We start from the raw sequence: 15,983 nt of genomic DNA, 5'->3' as shown, positions 1-15,983 counted from the left end.
GCTCGAAGAGAGAGGTGGCGGATGACGACTTCACACGGCGATCGCACGCGGAGCGTCATCCGCCGCACTGCCCTGGCCACGGCGGCGATCGCGGCCTTGGTTGCCGCCGCGGCGACGCCGTCCGGCGCCGCGCAGGCGCCGGTTCCGGTGCTGGCCACGCCGGCGCAGATCGCGGCGGAGACCACCCTGCTGCGGCTGCTGCAGGACCCGGAGATCAAGGCGGCTCAGGCCCGGCTGCGGGCTGAGCTGGCCACCCGCCCGACCGGCCAGACGCCGAGCGGCGCGGCCCGCATCGACGAGGCGATCGCCCAGTGGACCAATTCGGTGATCTTCAAGGAGATCGCCGCCTGGCGCGCGCCGGACATCCTGTGGGGCACCGACGACACTCCGCGCACCTGGCTCGGCCACACGGTCGGCGGGGTCGGCACCGCCGGCGACAATCCCGACAACATCTACCGGCTCGCCTATCTCGACGGGGCCGGGCGCTACGAGATCCTCGGGCAGGTCGATCCGGCGCATCGCCCGGCGCAGCTGAGCCTGGAGATCGTCCGCGGCGACGGCGGGCTGCCGACCAAGGCCGACACCAAGAAGACCAACGGCGCCGACCTCGGCAACCAGGTGGCGATGCTCACCGACCGCGACCTGGCGATCGGCCCGGACGGCCGCTTCCGTCTCGTCCTGGGCGGCGCCGACGGCGGTCCCGCCCAGGTCGCGCTGCCGCCCCGGCCGCTGACGGTCGGCATCCGCGACACCCTCTCCGACTGGAGCCAGCGGCCCAGCCGGCTGACGATCCGCCGGCTCGACGCCGGCGCGCCGGCGCCCGCCGACCCCGCGGAGCTGCGCCGCCGGGTGCTCGCCAAGCTGGAGGACTATGTGCGCTTCTGGTCGGCCTTCGGCGACGGCTGGTTCGGCGGGCTCGCGCCCAACAGCATCGGCGGGCCGGTCGCCCGCGACGGCGGCTGGGGCTTTGTCTCCGGCGTGCGGTTCAAGCTCGCGCCGGGCGAGGCGATCCTGGTGACCACCACCGCCGGCGGGGCCAGCTACACCGGCTTCCAGGCGACCGATCCGTGGATGATCGCCGCCGACGCCACGCGCCACCAGACCAGCCTCAACTTCTCGCAGGCGCGGCCGAACGCCGACGGCAGCTTCACCTATGTGATCGCGCCGACCGACCCCGGCGTCGCCAACTGGATCGACAGCGCCGGCCTCGCCGAGGGCTACGCAGTGCTGCGCTGGCAAGGCCTGCCGCCCGGCGCGACCAAGGACGGCCTGGTGCGCGACTTCCGCCTGGTGCGCATCGCCGAGATCCAGGACCTGCCCGTGCCCCGCGTCACCCCCGAGCAGCGCCGCGCGCAGCTGGCGGCGCGAGCCGACGGCTACGCCAACCGGGTGCGGTGATCTTCACGTCCGCCATGGCCCGGCTTGTGCGGGCCACCCAGCCCCAGGCGCCGGCCGCAGCTGCTGCGGAGCGACATTGGGATGGGTCGCCCGGACAAGCCGGGCGATGACGGAGAGGGGCTACATCCCCGCCTTCGCCGCAGGCCGCGCGCGCATCGCCGCGGCCCAGCGGTTGAGGTTGGCCAAGGTTTCCGGCGGGCGGAAGCGGATCAGCCGGGCGAAGTCGAGGCCGATGAAGGCGGCGATGTCGGCGATGGTCAGGCGCTCGGCGGCCAGCCACTCGCGCCCGGCCAGGCGCGCGTCCAGGAACTCCAGCCCCTTCAGCGCCTCGGCCTGGTTGTAGGCCGCGACCGCCGGATTCGGCGCCTCCAGCACCGCCAGCGGCGGGGCGGTGTGGCGTACCCAGAACATCGTCGGCGTGGCCACCAGCATCTCGGCGCGGCGCAGCCACATCTCGATGACCGCGGTCTCTTCGGGCGTGCGGCCGAACAGGTTGGGCTCGGGGTGATGGCTTTCGAGATAGCGGCAGATGGCGATCGACTCGGTGATCACCACGCCGTCGTCGAGCTCCAGGGCCGGCAGCTGCGCCAGGCCGGACTTGTCCAGGTAGCCGGGCTGCTTGTGCTCGCCCTTCATGATGTCGAGCGCGACAATCTCGACGTCGTTCACGCCCTTCTCGGCCATCACCCAGCGGACGCGGCGCGGATTGGGCGCGAACGGCGTATCGTAGAGTTTCACGGCGTACGGACTCCCCTCGTTGCGGAAAGGGGAGCCCGCGCGCCGAGGCAGGTCAAGCCGCGGTGACTTCCGCGTCGGTGTAGAGCTGGGCCTCGCGGCGGATCAGCACGTCGGCGAGGAACCAGTAGGCTTCGCCCCAGGCGTTCAGCACCTCGTCGGTGGCGGCTTCGCCGAGCACGTCGCGGATCGCCGGGAGCAGGGCCTCGGCGACCTTCGGATAGTGCTCCGGCTTCACAGCGGTTTCGACGTGGCGCTCGGCCATGCGTTCCACCGCGCCGGCCAGCGCCGGCAGGTTGTCGACATTCTGGGCGAAGGCGACGATGGCGGCGGCCAGCCGGCGGGGCTGCTCGCCCGAGGCCTGCGCGGCCTGGTCGAACATGTGCTTGATCGACGCGTCGACGAACAGGCGCTCATACATGCGGGTGGTGATCGCGACGCCGTGCTGCACCAGCACCGGCGCGGTGGCCTTCACGATGGCGATCGACTCCGGCGACAGCGGCTTGGTCATGAGAGTGGTCCTTGGAAAGCTTGGCCGCCAGAACGGCGACGCCTTTCCAATACCGGCGGTCGGCAATCCCGCCTACTCCGGGGCGTTACGGAGTTGCGATTACATCGTGGCCTGATGATTTCGCCAGCGCCAAGCTTGCGCCCACCGTCACGGCGATGTTGCGCCGACCCGCCCGGACCCGCGCAGGCTTCCCGGCGAATCGGCGGTAATGAGGCGGTTAAGGACCAGCCGCGGAGACTCCCAGGTGCACCAGACCGGCCTCACCCGGGCGCTCTCCACCCCGGCCCTGCTGGCCTTCGCCGCCGCCGGCCTGCCGATCGGCGCGCTGCAGCTCGCCCTGACCGTCCAGCTGCCGCGCTACTTCGCCAGCCACATGGGGCTGAGCCTGGCGGTGGTCGGCGCCGCCTTCGCCATGGTGCGAGCGATCGACATCCCGCTCGACCCCTTGCTGGGGCTGGCGATGGACCGCACCCGCAGCCGGTTCGGCCGCTACCGCCTGTGGGCGCTCGGCGGCCCGCCGGTGATGATGGCGGCGCTCTATGTGCTGATGCATCCGCCCGGCGCGGTCGGCGAAGCCTTCCTGATCGGCGTGCTGCTGGTGATGTACCTCGGCTATTCGGCCATGTACCTGGCGCAGCTGGCCTGGGCGACCAGCCTCGCGCCGACCTACCAGGAGCGCTCGCGGATCTTCGCCGCCATTATCTGGCTCAGCGTCCTGGGCTCGGTCTCGGTGCTGATCGTCCCGGTGGTGATGAACAGCCTCGGCTATTCCGACGCCCAAGGGGTGGAGGCGATGATCTGGTTCGTGATCATCGCCGCGCCGCTGACCACGCTGCTGATGGTCGCCCGCACCCCTGAGCGGATCGCCCCGGACCATACGGCGCATTTCACCCTGCGCGACTACGGCCGGCTGATCACCCAGCCGAACGTCGTGCGGCTGATCATCTCCGACCTGTTCATCCAGATGGGGCCGGGCTGGATGGCGGCGCTCTACCTGTTCTATTTCACCACCAAGCGCGGCTTCGACACCGGCCAAGCCAACCTGCTGCTGCTGATCTATGTCGCCGCCGGCTTCGTCGGCGCGCCGGCGACGGCCTGGCTGTCGGCGCGGCTCAACAAGCACCGCGCGCTGATCGTCTGCACCACCGCCTATTCGCTGTGCCTGATGGCGGTGCCGTTCCTGCCCTACGGCGACCTGCTGGGCACGGTTCCGCTGATGCTGGTCGCCGGGGCGGCCTTCGCCGGCTTCCTGGTGTCGCTGCGCGCGCTAACCGCCGACATCGCCGACGAGATCCGCCTGGAGACCGGCCGCGAGTGGACCGGGCTTATCTTCGCCCTGACCAACGCCACCACCAAGCTGGCGACGGCGATGGCGATCTTCCTGACCTTCCGGGTGCTGAGCGAGGTCGGCTTCGACCCGAAGGTCGGCGCGGTGAACACCGAGCGCGCCCTGCGCGGGTTGGAGATCGCCTTCCTCGCCGGGCCGATCGTATTCGTGATGATGGGCGGCCTGTGCTTCGTCGGCTACAAGCTCGACCGCGAACGCCACGCGGAGATCCGCGAGAAGCTCGAGGCGCGGGACCGGGCGCACGGGGGGGATAAATAATCCGCTCGTCCCGGCGAAGGCCGGGACCCAGATCCCGGACGCCGAAGTCACCGAAAGGCCGCCAGCGGATCCTGCCCCGGCGCTCAGGCTGAACCTGGGTCCCGGCCTTCGCCGGGATGAGCGGCTAGGTCACGCCAGCTTCCTGGCGATCTCCAGGAACACCTTCGAGGCCGGGCTGTCCGGGGTCGTCGCCACCAGCGGCCGGCCGCTGTCGCAGGCTTCGCGCAGCGGCATCTCCAGCGGAACCTGGCCGAGCAGCGGGACGCCGAGGCGCTCGGCCTCCGCCGCCGCCCCGCCTTCGCCGAAGATCGGCAGCTTCGCGCCGGTCGTCGGATCGGCGAAATAGGCCATGTTCTCGACCACGCCGAGGATCTCAGCGCCCATCTTGCGGAACATGGTGGCCGCCCGCCGGGCGTCGATCAGGGCGATCTCCTGCGGGGTGGAGACGATCACCACGCCGTCCAGCTTGAGCCGCTGGGCGATGGTCAGCTGGATGTCGCCGGTGCCGGGCGGCAGGTCGACGACCAGCACGTCCAGGGGCTCGGCCTCGTCGCCCCAGTGGGAGCCGATCAGGGTGCGCACCGCCGAGGACGCCATCGGCCCGCGCCAGATCGCGGCGTCGCCCTCCTCGACGATGAAGCCGACCGACATCACCTTCACGCCCCAGGCCTCCAGCGGGATCAGCCGCTTGTCGGCGTCGAACGTCGGCTCGCCGGCGACCCCCAGCATGTGCGGCGCCGACGGGCCGTAGATGTCGGCGTCGAGCAGGCCGGCGCGCAGGCCGCGGCGGGCGAAGGCCACGGCCAGGCTGGCGGCGACCGTCGACTTGCCGACCCCGCCCTTGCCGCTGGCGATGGCGATGACTTTTTTCACGTGATCCGGGCGCACGGCCTCCGGCATGTGGCCGAGCTTCGCCTGCGGATCCTCCGACACCTTGGCGCGGCGGCCCTCGACCTTCGGCGGCGCCGGCGCGGCGCTCTCGGCGGTCAGCACCACATGGGCGCTGGCGATCCCGCTGGCCTGGATCAGCGCCGCCTCGGCGGCGTCGCGGACGGGGGCGTAAAGCGCAACGTCCGCCGGCGGAACTTCCAACATAAACGCCGCCCGGCCGGCCCGCAGGATCAGCCCGCGCACCAGGCCAGCTGCGGCTAAGCCTTTGCCGCTCTTGGGATCCTTGACCGCGTCCAGGGCGGCGAGAATGGCTGCGCGGTCGGGAACTGGTCCGTCGCTCATGACGCCTATGGCTTGCCTTGCTTGAGAAGGAACCTCATATCCGGCGGACAGCGCCGGTTTACAAGCCCAACGGGGGCTTGGTCCGACCCGGCTGCGCCCTGGAGCCAGCTTGACCAAGACGCGACGCGGCTGATGCCCTGGAACGACAACGCCAACCCTGGCCCCTGGGGCTCGCCCCCCGATGACGATCGGCGCAACCAGCCGCCACGCCCGCCGCAAGGCGGCGGCCGCGGCCCGCGCCGGCCCGGCGGACCCGATCTGAACCCGAACCTCGAGCGCCTGCGGATGCGGCTGCGCCAGTTCCTCGGCGGCCCCGGCGGGGTTCGCCCTGGCGCGGTCGCCGCCATCGCCGGCGGCGTGGTCGGCCTGTGGGCGCTCTCCGGCTTCTACGTCGTGCAACCGAACGAGGAAGCGGTCGTGACCACCTTCGGCGCCTATTCGCGCTCCGAGGGTTCGGGCCTGCGCTACCACTTCCCGGCGCCGATCGAACGCATCGAGAAGGTGCCCGTCACCTCGCTGAACCGCATCGACATCGGCGGCACGGCGGACGCCGACGTGCCGCAAGAGAGCCTGATGCTCACCGGCGACGAGAACATCATCAACCTCGATTTCAGCGTCACCTGGCGGGTCGACAACGCCTCGCGCTTCGTCTTCTCGACGCGCAATCCGGAAGTCGCGGTCAAGGACGTCGCCGAAAGCGCCATGCGCGAAGTCGTCGGCAAGATGCCGCTGCAGGAAATCCTCACCAAGGGCCGCGGCCAGGTGCAGATCCAGGCCGCCGAACTGATGCAGAAGACGCTCAACGCCTGGGGCGTCGGCGTCGTCGTGGTCGAGGTGCAGATCCGCTCGGCCAACCCGCCGCAGGAGGTGGTCGCCGCCTTCCGCGAGGTCGCCAACGCCGGTCAGGACGCCGAATCCGCGGTCAACGAGGCCAACACCTACCGCAACCGCGTGATCAACGAGGCCAAGGGCGACGCGGCGCGCATCGTGCAGTCCGCCCAGGGCTATCGCGAACAGTCGGTCCGCGAAGCGCAGGGCGACGCCGCGCGCTTCGACCAGATCTATGGCGAATACCGCCGCGCCCCGGCGGTGACCCGCGAGCGGCTCTATCTCGAGACCATGGAACGGGTGCTGCAGAAGTCGAACAAGGTGATCGTCGACGGCAAGGGCGTGACCGCCCCGATCGTCCTGCCGCCTGACGTCTTCCAGCGCCGGGCTCCGCCCCCTGCCCCGTCTGCGCCCGCGCAGACCGGCGACCAGGCGCCAGGCGCCTCCGACCAGAGGAGGGCCGCCCAGTGACCCGTCGACAGCTGACCACCTGGGGCGTGACCGCCTTCGCCCTGCTGGTGATCCTCTCCAACACCCTGTTCATCGTCGACCAGCGGGAATCCGCGCTGGTCGTGCGCTTCGGCGAGCCGGTGCGGGTGATCAACGCGCTGGGCAAGGGCGGGCCCGGGCTGAACATCAAGACGCCGTTCCTCGACCGGGTGATCCGCTTCGACCGCCGCAACCTCGGCCTCGAGGCCGACCAGGAAGAGGTGATTTCGGCCGATCAGGAGCGGCTCGTCGTCGACGCCTTCCTCCGCTACCGGATCTCCGACCCGCTGCAGTACTACCGGACCCTGCGCGACGACCGCACCGCGGCCGCCCGGCTGGAGCCGCTGGTCAACTCGGCGCTGCGCCAGGTGCTGGGCTCGACCACCTCGACCAACATCATCTCCGGCCAGCGCGCCGGGCTGATGGCCCAGACCAAGGCCGACGTCGCCCGTCGCGCCCAGGCCGGCCGGTTCGGCATCGAGGTGATCGACCTGCGGATCAAGCGCGCCGACCTGCCGGCCGCCAACCAGGCCGCCGTCTACCGTCGGATGCAGACCTCCCGACAACAGGAGGCCGCGCAAATCCGCGCCGTCGGCGAGCAGCAGAAGCGCGAGATCATCGCCGGCGCCGACAAGGAAGTGGCGATCACCCTCGCCACCGCCACCGAGGAGGCCGAGACCACCCGCGGCCAAGGCGACGCCCAACGCACGCGGATCTTCGCCCAGAGCTTCGGCCGCGACCCGGGCTTCGCCAGCTTCTACCGCTCGATGCAGGCCTACGACACCGCGCTCGGCCAGGGCGACTCGACCCTGGTGCTGTCGCCGGACAGCAGCTTCTTCCGCTACTTCGAACGCGGCGCGGGGCGGTAGGCGCGAGGGTCGGTGGCGAGCGCCGCGCGCCTGGCCAGCCAGGCCGCGGCGGCTTCGCCCTCGGCTCGGGACCTCAACAAGGCGGCTTCGTCACCGCGGCGAGATAGGCCGGATCCCGCAGGACGTCGGTACCGCCGAGAATGCCGTCAGGTAGTGGAGCGCGCGGCAGGGGATCCAGGCGGATGTAGTGCACGCGCCAGCCGGCGATCTTCCAGACGCCGTCGATCTTCCGGTAGAGCTCGTATTCATACCCGAAGCCCTGCTGGCCTCGGCGCTCGCCTGTGGCGGGGTCCGGCGCGAATTCGATGTAATCGTTGACCGCCCATTCGCCCCGGGCCTCGGTCGGGCTGGCGAAGGTGATCTGGGGCAGGAAGGCGCGGTGGACCGAGGTCGCGTTCTCCAACTGGCCGGCGACCGTCGCCACGAAGGCGTCGCCGCCCTCCACCGTGAAGCCGCCGCCGAAGTCGAAAACTCCCTCCGATGGCGTGAACACGGCCCGGTAGCCGTCCCAGTCCTTGGCGTCGACCGTGTGCACGAAGCGGGCCTTGAGCTCGAGGATCGCCCGGTGATCGACGAGCTCCTGCAGCAGCTGTTCGGACATCGGCTTCTCCTTCGGTCACCGCCGCGAGCATGCCACCAGCCGTGACCAGTCACTCCATCCTGGAGTCGCCGCGCCCTGGGGATATCGAGAGGCGTGCACCGGTGCCCCCTTCCAACAGCGCCCGCACCTCGTGCAGGTCGCCGGCGATGCGGACGCAGAGGTCGTGCATCTCCTCGGTGGGGTCGAGCAGGTCCGGGACCATGATGGTCATCATCCCGGCGGCTGCCGCAGCGCGGACGCCGTTGTGCGAGTCTTCCAGCGCCAGGCAGTCCTCCGGCGCGACGCCGAGCGCCGCGGCGGCCTTCAGGAACGGGTCCGGGTGCGGCTTGTGGTGGGTCTGCAGCTCGCGGCTGATGATCGCGTGGAAGCGCTCGACCAGGCCGTGCTGGCCCAGGCTGTGATCCACCGCCCGCCGGGTCGAAGAGGTGGCGACGGCCCGCGGCAGGCCGCGGACGTCCAACAGGTCGATCAGTTCGACCACGCCGGTCTTCAGCGCGATGCCGGCCGCGGCGATGGCGTCGAAATGATGCGAAACTCCGTCGCGCCAGAGCGCCAGGTCGAAGCCGGCCCCGAAGTGCTCGACGACGATCAGGTCGCTGACGTGCCCGGGCAGGCCGACCAGCCGCTGGAACAGCGAAAACGGCATCTCGTGGCCGGAGCCCTGGCAGGACGCGGCCATCGCCTCGAACACCACCTGCTCGGTGTCGACCAGCAAGCCGTCCATATCGAAGACCACGGCTTTGACCGGGCGGGGGAGCGCCATTCTTCACCAACTCCGCTCTTCCCCGCGAAAGCGGGGATCCAGGCTTTTTGCGTTCCGGCTACGCCGGGGCCCAGGCGCTTCAGGAACAGAAAACACCTGGGTCCCCGCTTTCGCGGGGATGACCGGATATAGGGCGGGCGCGGCGCCCTTACGGTCAGTCCGTGACGAACTGGTCGGCGCGGTAGCCCTGGAAGTAGAGCAGCGCGGTCAGGTCGGCGTGGTCGACCTTGGCGTCGGCCTGGGCCGCGACGATCGGCTTGGCGCGGTAGGCGACGCCCAGGCCCGAGGCCTCGATCATCGCCAGGTCGTTGGCCCCGTCGCCGATCGCCAGGGTCTGCGACAGCGCGAGCCCGAGCGCTTGGGCCTCTTCCCTCAGCGCCGCGAGCTTGGCCTCGCGGCCGAGGATCGGCTCGCCGACCTGGCCGGTCAGCGCGCCGGCGGCCTCGATCAGGGTGTTGGCGCGGTTGTCGTGGAAGCCGGTGGCCTGGGCCACCCGGCTGGTGAAGAAGGTGAAGCCGCCGGACACCAGCACGCAGCGCGCGCCCTGCTCGCCCATGGTGCGCACCAGGGTCCGCGCGCCCGGATTGAGCTTCACCCGCTCGTCGTAGGCGGCCTGCAGCGCCGAGAGCCCCAAGCCCTTCAGCATGCCGACCCGCTCGCGCAGCGCGCCCTCGAACTCCAGCTCGCCGCGCATCGCCCGCTCGGTGATCTCGGCGACCTGCGCCTTCACCCCGGCGTAGTCGGCCAGCTCGTCGAGGCATTCGACGTTGATGATGGTGGAGTCCATGTCCGCCAGCAGCAGCCCCTTGCGGCGCTGCGCGATCGGCTGCACGGCGCAGTCGGTCGCGTGGTGGGCAAGCGCGTCGAGCGCCAGCTTGCGCACCGCGCCGAGCTCGCCCTCCAGATAGATGTCGACCGCGCCCGGGCCGAGCGGCTCATGCGCCTTGACGGGGAGATCGGCTCTTGCGAGCGCTTGATCGACGGCGGCTTCGGCCGCAGCGAGGGCCCCGGGGTCGGGGCTGACGAGGGTGAGCACCAGTTCCATGCAGCGCCGCATCTGGCTGATCGCCGGCCCCACGGCAAGCGGCAAGTCGGCGCTGGCGCTGCGGCTGGCCGCCGCGACCGGGGCGGAGATCGTCAACGCCGACTCCATGCAGCTCTATCGCGGACTTCGCGTGCTGACCGCCGCCCCGAACGCCGACGAGGAGGCGCGCGCCCCGCATCACCTGTTCGGAACCGTCGACGCCGCCGACGGCTGGTCGGTCGGCCGCTGGCTGCGCGCGGCGACCGAGGTGCTGGCGGAGATCGAAAGCCGCGGCCGGCCGGCGATCGTGGTCGGCGGCACCGGCCTCTATTTCGCCGCCCTGACAAAGGGCCTGGCCGAGGTCCCGCCGGTGCCGGCCGAAGCGCGGCGCGCCGCCGAGGCCGAGTTCAAGCAGATGGGCGAGGAAGCCTTCCGCGCCCGCCTCGCCGCCGTCGATCCGGCCGCCGCCGCCCGCATCGCCGCCAACGACCGCCAACGGCTGGTGCGCGCCTGGGAGGTCTACGCGGCGTCCGGGACCTCGCTGACCGACTGGCGGCGGACCGGCGAGCCCGCCCTGCCGGCCGAGGCCTGGCGCGGGGTCGCGCTGGAGCCGCCGCGCGAGGTGCTCTACGCCCGCTGCGACGCGCGGCTGGAGACGATGGTGCGCGAGGGCGCGCTGGAGGAGGTCGCCGGCCTGGCCCTCCGCGCGCTCGACCCGGCGCTGCCGGCGATGAAGGCGGTCGGCGTGCGCGAGTTGGCGGCCCACCTGCGCGGCGACGCCTCGCTGGCCGAGGCGCTCGAAGCGGCGCAACGCGAGACCCGCCGCTACGCCAAGCGCCAGCTGACCTGGATGCGCGGCCAGATGGCCGACTGGCCGCGGATCACCGCGCCGGACGCCGAAGGCCAATGGGCGGAGTTCGCGGCGCTGCAAGGCTGAACGCCCCCTCCGTCTCGGCGCGTGCCGCGCCGATCCACCTCCCCCGCTGCGCGGTGGAGGATCTAGGCCCAGATGCTCCACCGCGGAGCGGGGGAGCTGTCGGCGCAGCCGACTGAGGGGGGGTTTCGGCGCCGCGGCCACACCAGCGCCTGAGGCAGTTTCTTCCCCCAGCCGCCCGCTTGACCTGCTGGCACGGGCATGCGAAAGCCTCGACGCTCATTCAAAGAGAATTCCCGTGCGCACCGTGCTCGTAATCGTAAGGCGACCGTCCTAAGGACTGACCCCCGCGTCAGGCCTTTCCGGTCGCTCGTCCCAGGCCCCTCGAAGGGCCTTTTTTATTGCCCATTTGGCCGCTCAGGCCCGTTTTCCAAAAAGGTCGCATCCCATGACCGCCGCCACGCTCGAAGCCCAGCAAGACACCATCTCCGGCGCCGAGATCGTCGTGCGCGCCCTGCTCGATCAAGGGGTCGACGTGCTGTTCGGCTATCCGGGCGGCGCGGTGCTGCCAATTTACGACGCGCTGTTCAACGAGCCGAAGCTGCAGCACGTGCTGGTGCGCCACGAACAAGGCGCGACCCACGCCGCCGAAGGCTACGCCCGCTCGACCGGCAAGCCGGGCGTCGTCCTGGTCACCTCCGGCCCCGGCGCGACCAACGCCGTCACCGGCATCGTCGACGCGCTGATGGACTCCATCCCGATGGTGGTCTTCACCGGCCAGGTGGCCACCCACCTGATCGGCACCGACGCCTTCCAGGAATGCGACACCATCGGGATCACCCGGCCCTGCACCAAGCACAACTACCTGGTGAAGTCGGTCGAGGACCTGCCGCGGATCATCCACGAGGCCTTCCACATCGCCACCTCCGGCCGTCCGGGCCCGGTGGTCATCGACATCCCGAAGGACGTGCAGTTCGCCAAGGGCGTCTACCAGGGCCCGAAAGAGGTGAAGCCGGCGCACAACTACGCGCCGCGCACCAAGGGCGACCCGTCGCGCATCGCCGAGGCTGCGGCGCTGATCGCCAACGCGCGCCGGCCGATCCTCTACACCGGCGGCGGCGTGATCAACGCCGGCCCGCGGGCGGCCGCGCTGCTCCGCGAGTTCGCCGCCCTGACCGGCGCGCCGGTCACCTCGACCCTGATGGGCCTGGGCGCCTTCCCGGCCTCGGACAAGCAGTGGCTGGGCATGGTCGGCATGCACGGCTCGTTCGAGTCCAACAACGCCATGCACGACTGCGATGTGATGATCGCCGTCGGCGCGCGGTTCGACGACCGGGTGACCGGCCGGCTTGACGCCTTCGCGCCGACCTCGCGGAAGATCCACATCGACATCGACCCGTCGTCGATCAGCAAGAACGTGCGCGCCGACATCGGCATCGTGGGCGACGCCGCCTCGGTGCTCGAGGACCTGATCGCGGTCTGGAAGCAGCGCAACTACAAGGTCGAGCCGACCGCGCTGACCGACTGGTGGAAGCAGATCGAGGCCTGGCGGGCGCGCCAGTCGTTCCGCTATCGCCAGGACGACAAGCTGATCAAGCCGCAGCACGCCATCCAGCGGCTGTACGAGCTGACCAAGGACCGCGACGTCTACGTCACCACCGAGGTCGGCCAGCACCAGATGTGGGCGGCGCAGTTCTTCCACTTCGACAAGCCGAACCACTGGATGACCTCGGGCGGCCTGGGCACCATGGGCTACGGCCTGCCGGCCGCGCTCGGCGTGCAGATGGCCCACCGCGACGCCCTGGTCATCGACATCGCCGGCGACGCCAGCGTGCAGATGACCATGCAGGAGATGTCGGCGGCGGTTCAGCACGATCTGCCGATCAAGATCTTCATCCTCAACAACGAGTGGATGGGGATGGTGCGCCAGTGGCAGCAACTGCTGCACGGCGAGCGCTACTCGCACTCCTATTCGGCCAGCCTGCCGGACTTCGTGAAGATGGCCGAGGCGTTCGGCTGCGTCGGCCTTCGCGCCGAGCATCCGGCCGAGCTGGACGACAAGATCCGCGAGATGATCTCGGTCAACAGGCCGGTGATCTTCGACTGCCGGGTGACCAAGGAAGAGAACTGCTTCCCGATGATCCCGTCCGGCAAGGCGCACAACGAGATGATCATGGCCGAGGAGTCCCGCGACCTCGGCTCGATCATCGACGAGGCCGGCAAGCGGCTGGTCTGAGCCACTAAGAACCGGTCATCCCCGCGAAAGCGGGGACCCAGGCTTTTTGAACCACGAAAGGCACGAAAAACACGAAAGAGCGCTCGGCCGGACCGATCCCGCTTCGGGTCGTGTTTTTCGTGTCTTTCGTGGTTCCCTGAACTGCCCGCACCGCGCTCCAAAAAAACCTGGATCCCCGCTTTCGCGGGGACGAGCGGCGGGTAGAAGGCGGCCATGTCCAAGACCACCCCCGCCACCGTCGCGCTCGACAAGGCCGGCGTGCGCTACGCGCTCGCCACCTACGCCTATGACCCCGACGCCGACCGGGTCGGGCTGCAGGCCGCCGAGGCGCTCGGCGCGCCGGCGGGCGAGGTGCTGAAGACCCTGATCGTCAAGGCCGACGGCAAGCCGGCCTGCGTGGTGCTGGCCTCCGACCGCGAGGTCAGCATGAAGAAGCTGGCCGCCGCGCTCGGGGCCAAGGCGGCCGAGATGGCCCCGGTCCCCGAGGCCGAGCGGATCACCGGCTACCGGGTCGGCGGGGTCAGCCCGTTCGGCCAGAAGAAGCGCCTGCCGACCGTGCTCGACGCGGCCGCGGCGGAGCTGGCGGAAGCTTTCGTCAACGGCGGCCAACGCGGCCTGCAGGTGCGCCTTGCGCCTGCCGAGCTGGTGCGGGTGCTGGACGCCAAGGTCGCGGCGGTGGCGGCCTAGGCGACGAAAATCCGGCCGCCGCCGTCGGAACCGTTGGCCTTCGCACGTCCTTCGCAGGAACCTGCGACCCTGGTTCTCCGAGCCCAACGGGAGAGACGCTGCGATGAGCAATCACGGCCGTTACATCTGGTACGAGCTGATGACCTCCGACGTGGAGGCGGCGAAGCGCTTCTACGGCGACGTGGTCGGCTGGACCCATGAAGACATGTCCGCCGGCGACATGACCTACACCGTCCTGAAGGCCGCGGACGCGCCGTCCGGCGTCGCCGGGATGATGACCATCCCGGCCGAGGTGAAGGCGATGGGCGTGCCGCCGAACTGGACCGGCTACGTCTGCGTCGACGATTGCGACGCCGCGGCGGAGAAGGTCCGCAGCCTCGGCGGATCGGTGATGCGGCCGCCGGAGGACATCCCCGACATCGGCCGCTTCGCCGTGGTCGCCGACCCGCACGGCGCGGTGTTCGAGATCATGAAGCCGGCGCCGATGGACGGCGGCTGGCCGGACACCCCGCCGGGCGCGCTGGGCCACACCAGCTGGCACGAACTCTACGGCGGCGACCCGGCCGAGGGGTTCGGCTTCTACGAAGCGATGTTCGGTTGGAAGAAGGGCGACACCCTGGATATGGGGCCGATGGGCCCCTACCAGCTGTTCTCCAACCAGGACGGCGTCGTCGGCGGGATGATGAAGAAGCCCGAGCAGGTGCGTCAGCCAGCCTGGCTCTACTACTTCCAGGTCGGCGACATCGACGCGGCCGTGCTGCGGGTGACCAACGGCGGCGGTAAGGTGGTCAACGGTCCGATGGAGGTCCCGGGCGGCGACTGGATCATCCAGGCCGTCGATCCGCAGGGCGCGATGTTCGCCCTGGTCGGCAAGCGCGGGTAGCCCTAGCGGGCCCCGATCCGCGCCAGCACCTCGCGCGGGATGGCGTACTGCTCGACCACCGCCGCGCGGTCGAGCATGCCCATCACCTCGCGCTGGACGAAGAAGCACCAGGCCGCGTCGGCCGCCGCCTTGAGCGCGGCGGCGCGGCCCTCCTCGCCCTCATGCGCCCGCAGCGCGGCGAGCGCCTTCTCCAGCTTCTCGCCCACCCGGCCGAGCGACGCCGCCTGCTCCTGCAGCAGCTCGTAGCGCAGCACCGCCTCGCCGGTCTCGATGCCGAGACGCTTTGACAGGCTCTGGGGCATGCGCAGGGAGGACATCGGCGGAATCTGGAGGCGCCGTCAGCGGTTGCAAGCTTGACCGTTGACACGCGAACGATGTTCGCGGAACGTTCTGGCATGCTCGACCGCCTTCAGTTCCACTGGTTGAGTACAGACATGGCCGCGACGTCGCACGCCGCGGCTGGAGCGGCAGCCCCGCGGGCGTCAGGACGTTTCAACTCATCATCCCGATTACGGCGGCCTCTACCCGTGGGAGCGGGGCTTCGACGAAGTCTTCGGAGCGGCGGCCCCGCAGCTCTGGGATCCGGCGCTCAACACCAAGGTTGCGGCGAACGGCGGCGTGTGACAGGTCACGCGCGACCTTTCGCCGGACGTTGATCATGACCACCGACCCGCAACCCGCCTCCGTCTACGACCTCGCCCACGAGGAGGAGCCGGAGAACCTCGCCACCTTCGCCGTGCTGGTGGACAACGAGCCGGGCGTGCTGCACCGGCTAGTCGGGCTGTTCGCCGCGCGCGGCTACAACATCGAGAGCCTGACCGTCGCCGAGACCGACCGCCGGGCGCACACCAGCCGGGTGACCATCGTCACCCGCGGCACGCCGCACGTGCTGACGCAGATCGAGGCGCAGCTGGAGAAGATGGTCTCCACCCGCCACGTGCAGGACGTCACCCGCGACCCCAATGGCCTGGAGCGCGAGCTCGCCCTGGTGAAGGTCCGCGGCGCGGGCCCCGAGCGGGTCGAAGCGCTGCGCGTCAGCGACATCTTCCGCGCCCGAGTGATCGACACCACCCACGAGAGCTTCGTCTTCGAGGTCACCGGCGCGCCGACCAAGATCGACAGCTTCATCGAACTGATGCGGCCGCTCGGCCTGGTCGAGGTCTCCCGCACCGGCGTGCTGTCGATCCAGCGCGGCGTCGAGGCGCTGTAAGCTAAGACCCTCCCCTTCGGATCTACCTCCCCCACG

At 70.5% G+C, this 15,983-nt stretch carries 16 protein-coding genes; 9 read left to right on the top strand and 7 right to left on the bottom strand.

Going from position 1 to position 15,983, the window contains the following annotated elements; all coding sequences use genetic code 11:
- The first annotated feature begins 21 nt into the window (after positions 1-21).
- A complete protein-coding gene (locus tag ACSQ14_RS04175; RefSeq protein ID WP_436010029.1) occupies positions 22-1,398 on the top strand; it encodes a hypothetical protein in 1,377 nt (458 codons plus the stop codon).
- Between the two features lie 120 nt (positions 1,399-1,518).
- Here the strand turns inward: ACSQ14_RS04175 and ACSQ14_RS04170 are convergent, their stop codons facing one another.
- On the bottom strand, positions 1,519-2,136 hold the full coding sequence (locus ACSQ14_RS04170; RefSeq protein ID WP_436010027.1) for a glutathione S-transferase family protein: 618 nt from the start codon (positions 2,134-2,136) through the stop codon (positions 1,519-1,521).
- 52 nt (positions 2,137-2,188) lie between these two features.
- Positions 2,189-2,644, bottom strand: coding sequence for a globin domain-containing protein (locus tag ACSQ14_RS04165; RefSeq protein WP_436010025.1), 456 nt, complete (start codon positions 2,642-2,644; stop codon positions 2,189-2,191).
- Between the two features lie 244 nt (positions 2,645-2,888).
- Here ACSQ14_RS04165 and ACSQ14_RS04160 point away from each other — a divergent pair, with 244 nt between their 5' ends.
- Positions 2,889-4,250 carry an MFS transporter gene (locus tag ACSQ14_RS04160; RefSeq protein ID WP_436010023.1) on the top strand — a complete coding sequence of 454 codons (1,362 nt, stop codon included), beginning with the start codon at positions 2,889-2,891 and terminating at the stop codon, positions 4,248-4,250.
- Positions 4,251-4,379: 129 nt separating this feature from the next.
- On the opposite strand, the gene ACSQ14_RS04155 is transcribed toward ACSQ14_RS04160, so the two are convergent.
- Entirely contained in the window at positions 4,380-5,483 is a 1,104-nt protein-coding gene (locus ACSQ14_RS04155) for an Mrp/NBP35 family ATP-binding protein (protein WP_436010021.1), read from the bottom strand.
- Positions 5,484-5,615: 132 nt separating this feature from the next.
- Here ACSQ14_RS04155 and hflK point away from each other — a divergent pair, with 132 nt between their 5' ends.
- Together hflK and hflC are read left to right on the top strand one after the other, a co-directional pair.
- Positions 5,616-6,782: an FtsH protease activity modulator HflK gene (hflK, locus tag ACSQ14_RS04150; RefSeq protein WP_436010019.1), complete on the top strand. Its 1,167-nt coding sequence runs from the start codon at positions 5,616-5,618 to the stop codon at positions 6,780-6,782.
- Positions 6,779-7,669, top strand: coding sequence for a protease modulator HflC (gene hflC / locus ACSQ14_RS04145; RefSeq protein ID WP_436010017.1), 891 nt, complete (start codon positions 6,779-6,781; stop codon positions 7,667-7,669). The genes hflK and hflC overlap by 4 nt, the downstream gene beginning before the upstream one ends.
- A 73-nt stretch (positions 7,670-7,742) precedes the next feature.
- Here hflC and ACSQ14_RS04140 read toward each other — a convergent pair whose 3' ends face one another.
- The 3 genes from ACSQ14_RS04140 to serB form a co-directional block, all read right to left on the bottom strand.
- On the bottom strand, positions 7,743-8,270 hold the full coding sequence (locus ACSQ14_RS04140; protein WP_436010015.1) for a nuclear transport factor 2 family protein: 528 nt from the start codon (positions 8,268-8,270) through the stop codon (positions 7,743-7,745).
- 49 nt (positions 8,271-8,319) lie between these two features.
- Positions 8,320-9,033 (bottom strand): HAD family hydrolase, encoded by a 714-nt coding sequence (locus tag ACSQ14_RS04135; protein WP_436010013.1) that lies wholly within the window; start codon positions 9,031-9,033, stop codon positions 8,320-8,322.
- Between the two features lie 154 nt (positions 9,034-9,187).
- Positions 9,188-10,078 carry a phosphoserine phosphatase SerB gene (gene serB, locus ACSQ14_RS04130; protein WP_436010011.1) on the bottom strand — a complete coding sequence of 297 codons (891 nt, stop codon included), beginning with the start codon at positions 10,076-10,078 and terminating at the stop codon, positions 9,188-9,190.
- Between serB and miaA the strand changes: the two genes are divergently transcribed.
- The 4 genes from miaA to ACSQ14_RS04110 all read left to right on the top strand — a co-directional run bounded on the left by miaA (position 10,077) and on the right by ACSQ14_RS04110 (position 14,737).
- On the top strand, positions 10,077-10,994 hold the full coding sequence (gene miaA / locus ACSQ14_RS04125) for a tRNA (adenosine(37)-N6)-dimethylallyltransferase MiaA (RefSeq protein ID WP_436010009.1): 918 nt from the start codon (positions 10,077-10,079) through the stop codon (positions 10,992-10,994). The genes serB and miaA overlap by 2 nt on opposite strands.
- A 385-nt stretch (positions 10,995-11,379) precedes the next feature.
- Positions 11,380-13,167, top strand: coding sequence for an acetolactate synthase 3 large subunit (locus ACSQ14_RS04120; RefSeq protein WP_436010007.1), 1,788 nt, complete (start codon positions 11,380-11,382; stop codon positions 13,165-13,167).
- Positions 13,168-13,380: 213 nt separating this feature from the next.
- The gene (gene ybaK / locus ACSQ14_RS04115) at positions 13,381-13,854 is read left to right on the top strand and encodes a Cys-tRNA(Pro) deacylase (RefSeq protein WP_436010005.1); all 474 of its coding nucleotides are present in this window, start codon (positions 13,381-13,383) and stop codon (positions 13,852-13,854) included.
- A 103-nt stretch (positions 13,855-13,957) separates the two neighbouring features.
- Positions 13,958-14,737, top strand: coding sequence for a VOC family protein (locus ACSQ14_RS04110; protein ID WP_436010003.1), 780 nt, complete (start codon positions 13,958-13,960; stop codon positions 14,735-14,737).
- 2 nt (positions 14,738-14,739) lie between these two features.
- Here ACSQ14_RS04110 and ACSQ14_RS04105 read toward each other — a convergent pair whose 3' ends face one another.
- Positions 14,740-15,054, bottom strand: coding sequence for a DUF6665 family protein (locus tag ACSQ14_RS04105; RefSeq protein WP_436010001.1), 315 nt, complete (start codon positions 15,052-15,054; stop codon positions 14,740-14,742).
- A 341-nt stretch (positions 15,055-15,395) separates the two neighbouring features.
- Between ACSQ14_RS04105 and ilvN the strand changes: the two genes are divergently transcribed.
- Entirely contained in the window at positions 15,396-15,947 is a 552-nt protein-coding gene (gene ilvN, locus ACSQ14_RS04100; protein WP_436009999.1) for an acetolactate synthase small subunit, read from the top strand.
- Positions 15,948-15,983: the final 36 nt, after the last annotated feature.

It is taken from the genome of Phenylobacterium sp. LjRoot219 (assembly GCF_964252995.1).
Taxonomy (GTDB): Bacteria; Pseudomonadota; Alphaproteobacteria; order Caulobacterales; family Caulobacteraceae; genus Phenylobacterium.
The sequence above is the reverse complement of the archived record's forward strand: the minus strand, read 5'-3'. Positions and strand labels throughout refer to the sequence as shown.

What these genes read in the sequence shown, in the direction of transcription:
- ACSQ14_RS04140 (WP_436010015.1), bottom strand. Translation starts at nt 8,270, where the DNA reads ATGTCCGAACAGCTGCTGCAGGAGCTCGTCGATCACCGGGCGATCCTC.
- ACSQ14_RS04110 (WP_436010003.1), top strand. Translation starts at nt 13,958, where the DNA reads ATGAGCAATCACGGCCGTTACATCTGGTACGAGCTGATGACCTCCGAC.
- ACSQ14_RS04135 (WP_436010013.1), bottom strand. Translation starts at nt 9,033, where the DNA reads ATGGCGCTCCCCCGCCCGGTCAAAGCCGTGGTCTTCGATATGGACGGC.
- ACSQ14_RS04105 (WP_436010001.1), bottom strand. Translation starts at nt 15,054, where the DNA reads ATGTCCTCCCTGCGCATGCCCCAGAGCCTGTCAAAGCGTCTCGGCATC.
- ilvN (WP_436009999.1), top strand. Translation starts at nt 15,396, where the DNA reads ATGACCACCGACCCGCAACCCGCCTCCGTCTACGACCTCGCCCACGAG.
- miaA (WP_436010009.1), top strand. Translation starts at nt 10,077, where the DNA reads ATGCAGCGCCGCATCTGGCTGATCGCCGGCCCCACGGCAAGCGGCAAG.
- ACSQ14_RS04165 (WP_436010025.1), bottom strand. Translation starts at nt 2,644, where the DNA reads ATGACCAAGCCGCTGTCGCCGGAGTCGATCGCCATCGTGAAGGCCACC.
- ybaK (WP_436010005.1), top strand. Translation starts at nt 13,381, where the DNA reads ATGTCCAAGACCACCCCCGCCACCGTCGCGCTCGACAAGGCCGGCGTG.
- ACSQ14_RS04155 (WP_436010021.1), bottom strand. Translation starts at nt 5,483, where the DNA reads ATGAGCGACGGACCAGTTCCCGACCGCGCAGCCATTCTCGCCGCCCTG.
- hflK (WP_436010019.1), top strand. Translation starts at nt 5,616, where the DNA reads ATGCCCTGGAACGACAACGCCAACCCTGGCCCCTGGGGCTCGCCCCCC.
- ACSQ14_RS04175 (WP_436010029.1), top strand. Translation starts at nt 22, where the DNA reads ATGACGACTTCACACGGCGATCGCACGCGGAGCGTCATCCGCCGCACT.
- ACSQ14_RS04120 (WP_436010007.1), top strand. Translation starts at nt 11,380, where the DNA reads ATGACCGCCGCCACGCTCGAAGCCCAGCAAGACACCATCTCCGGCGCC.
- serB (WP_436010011.1), bottom strand. Translation starts at nt 10,078, where the DNA reads ATGGAACTGGTGCTCACCCTCGTCAGCCCCGACCCCGGGGCCCTCGCT.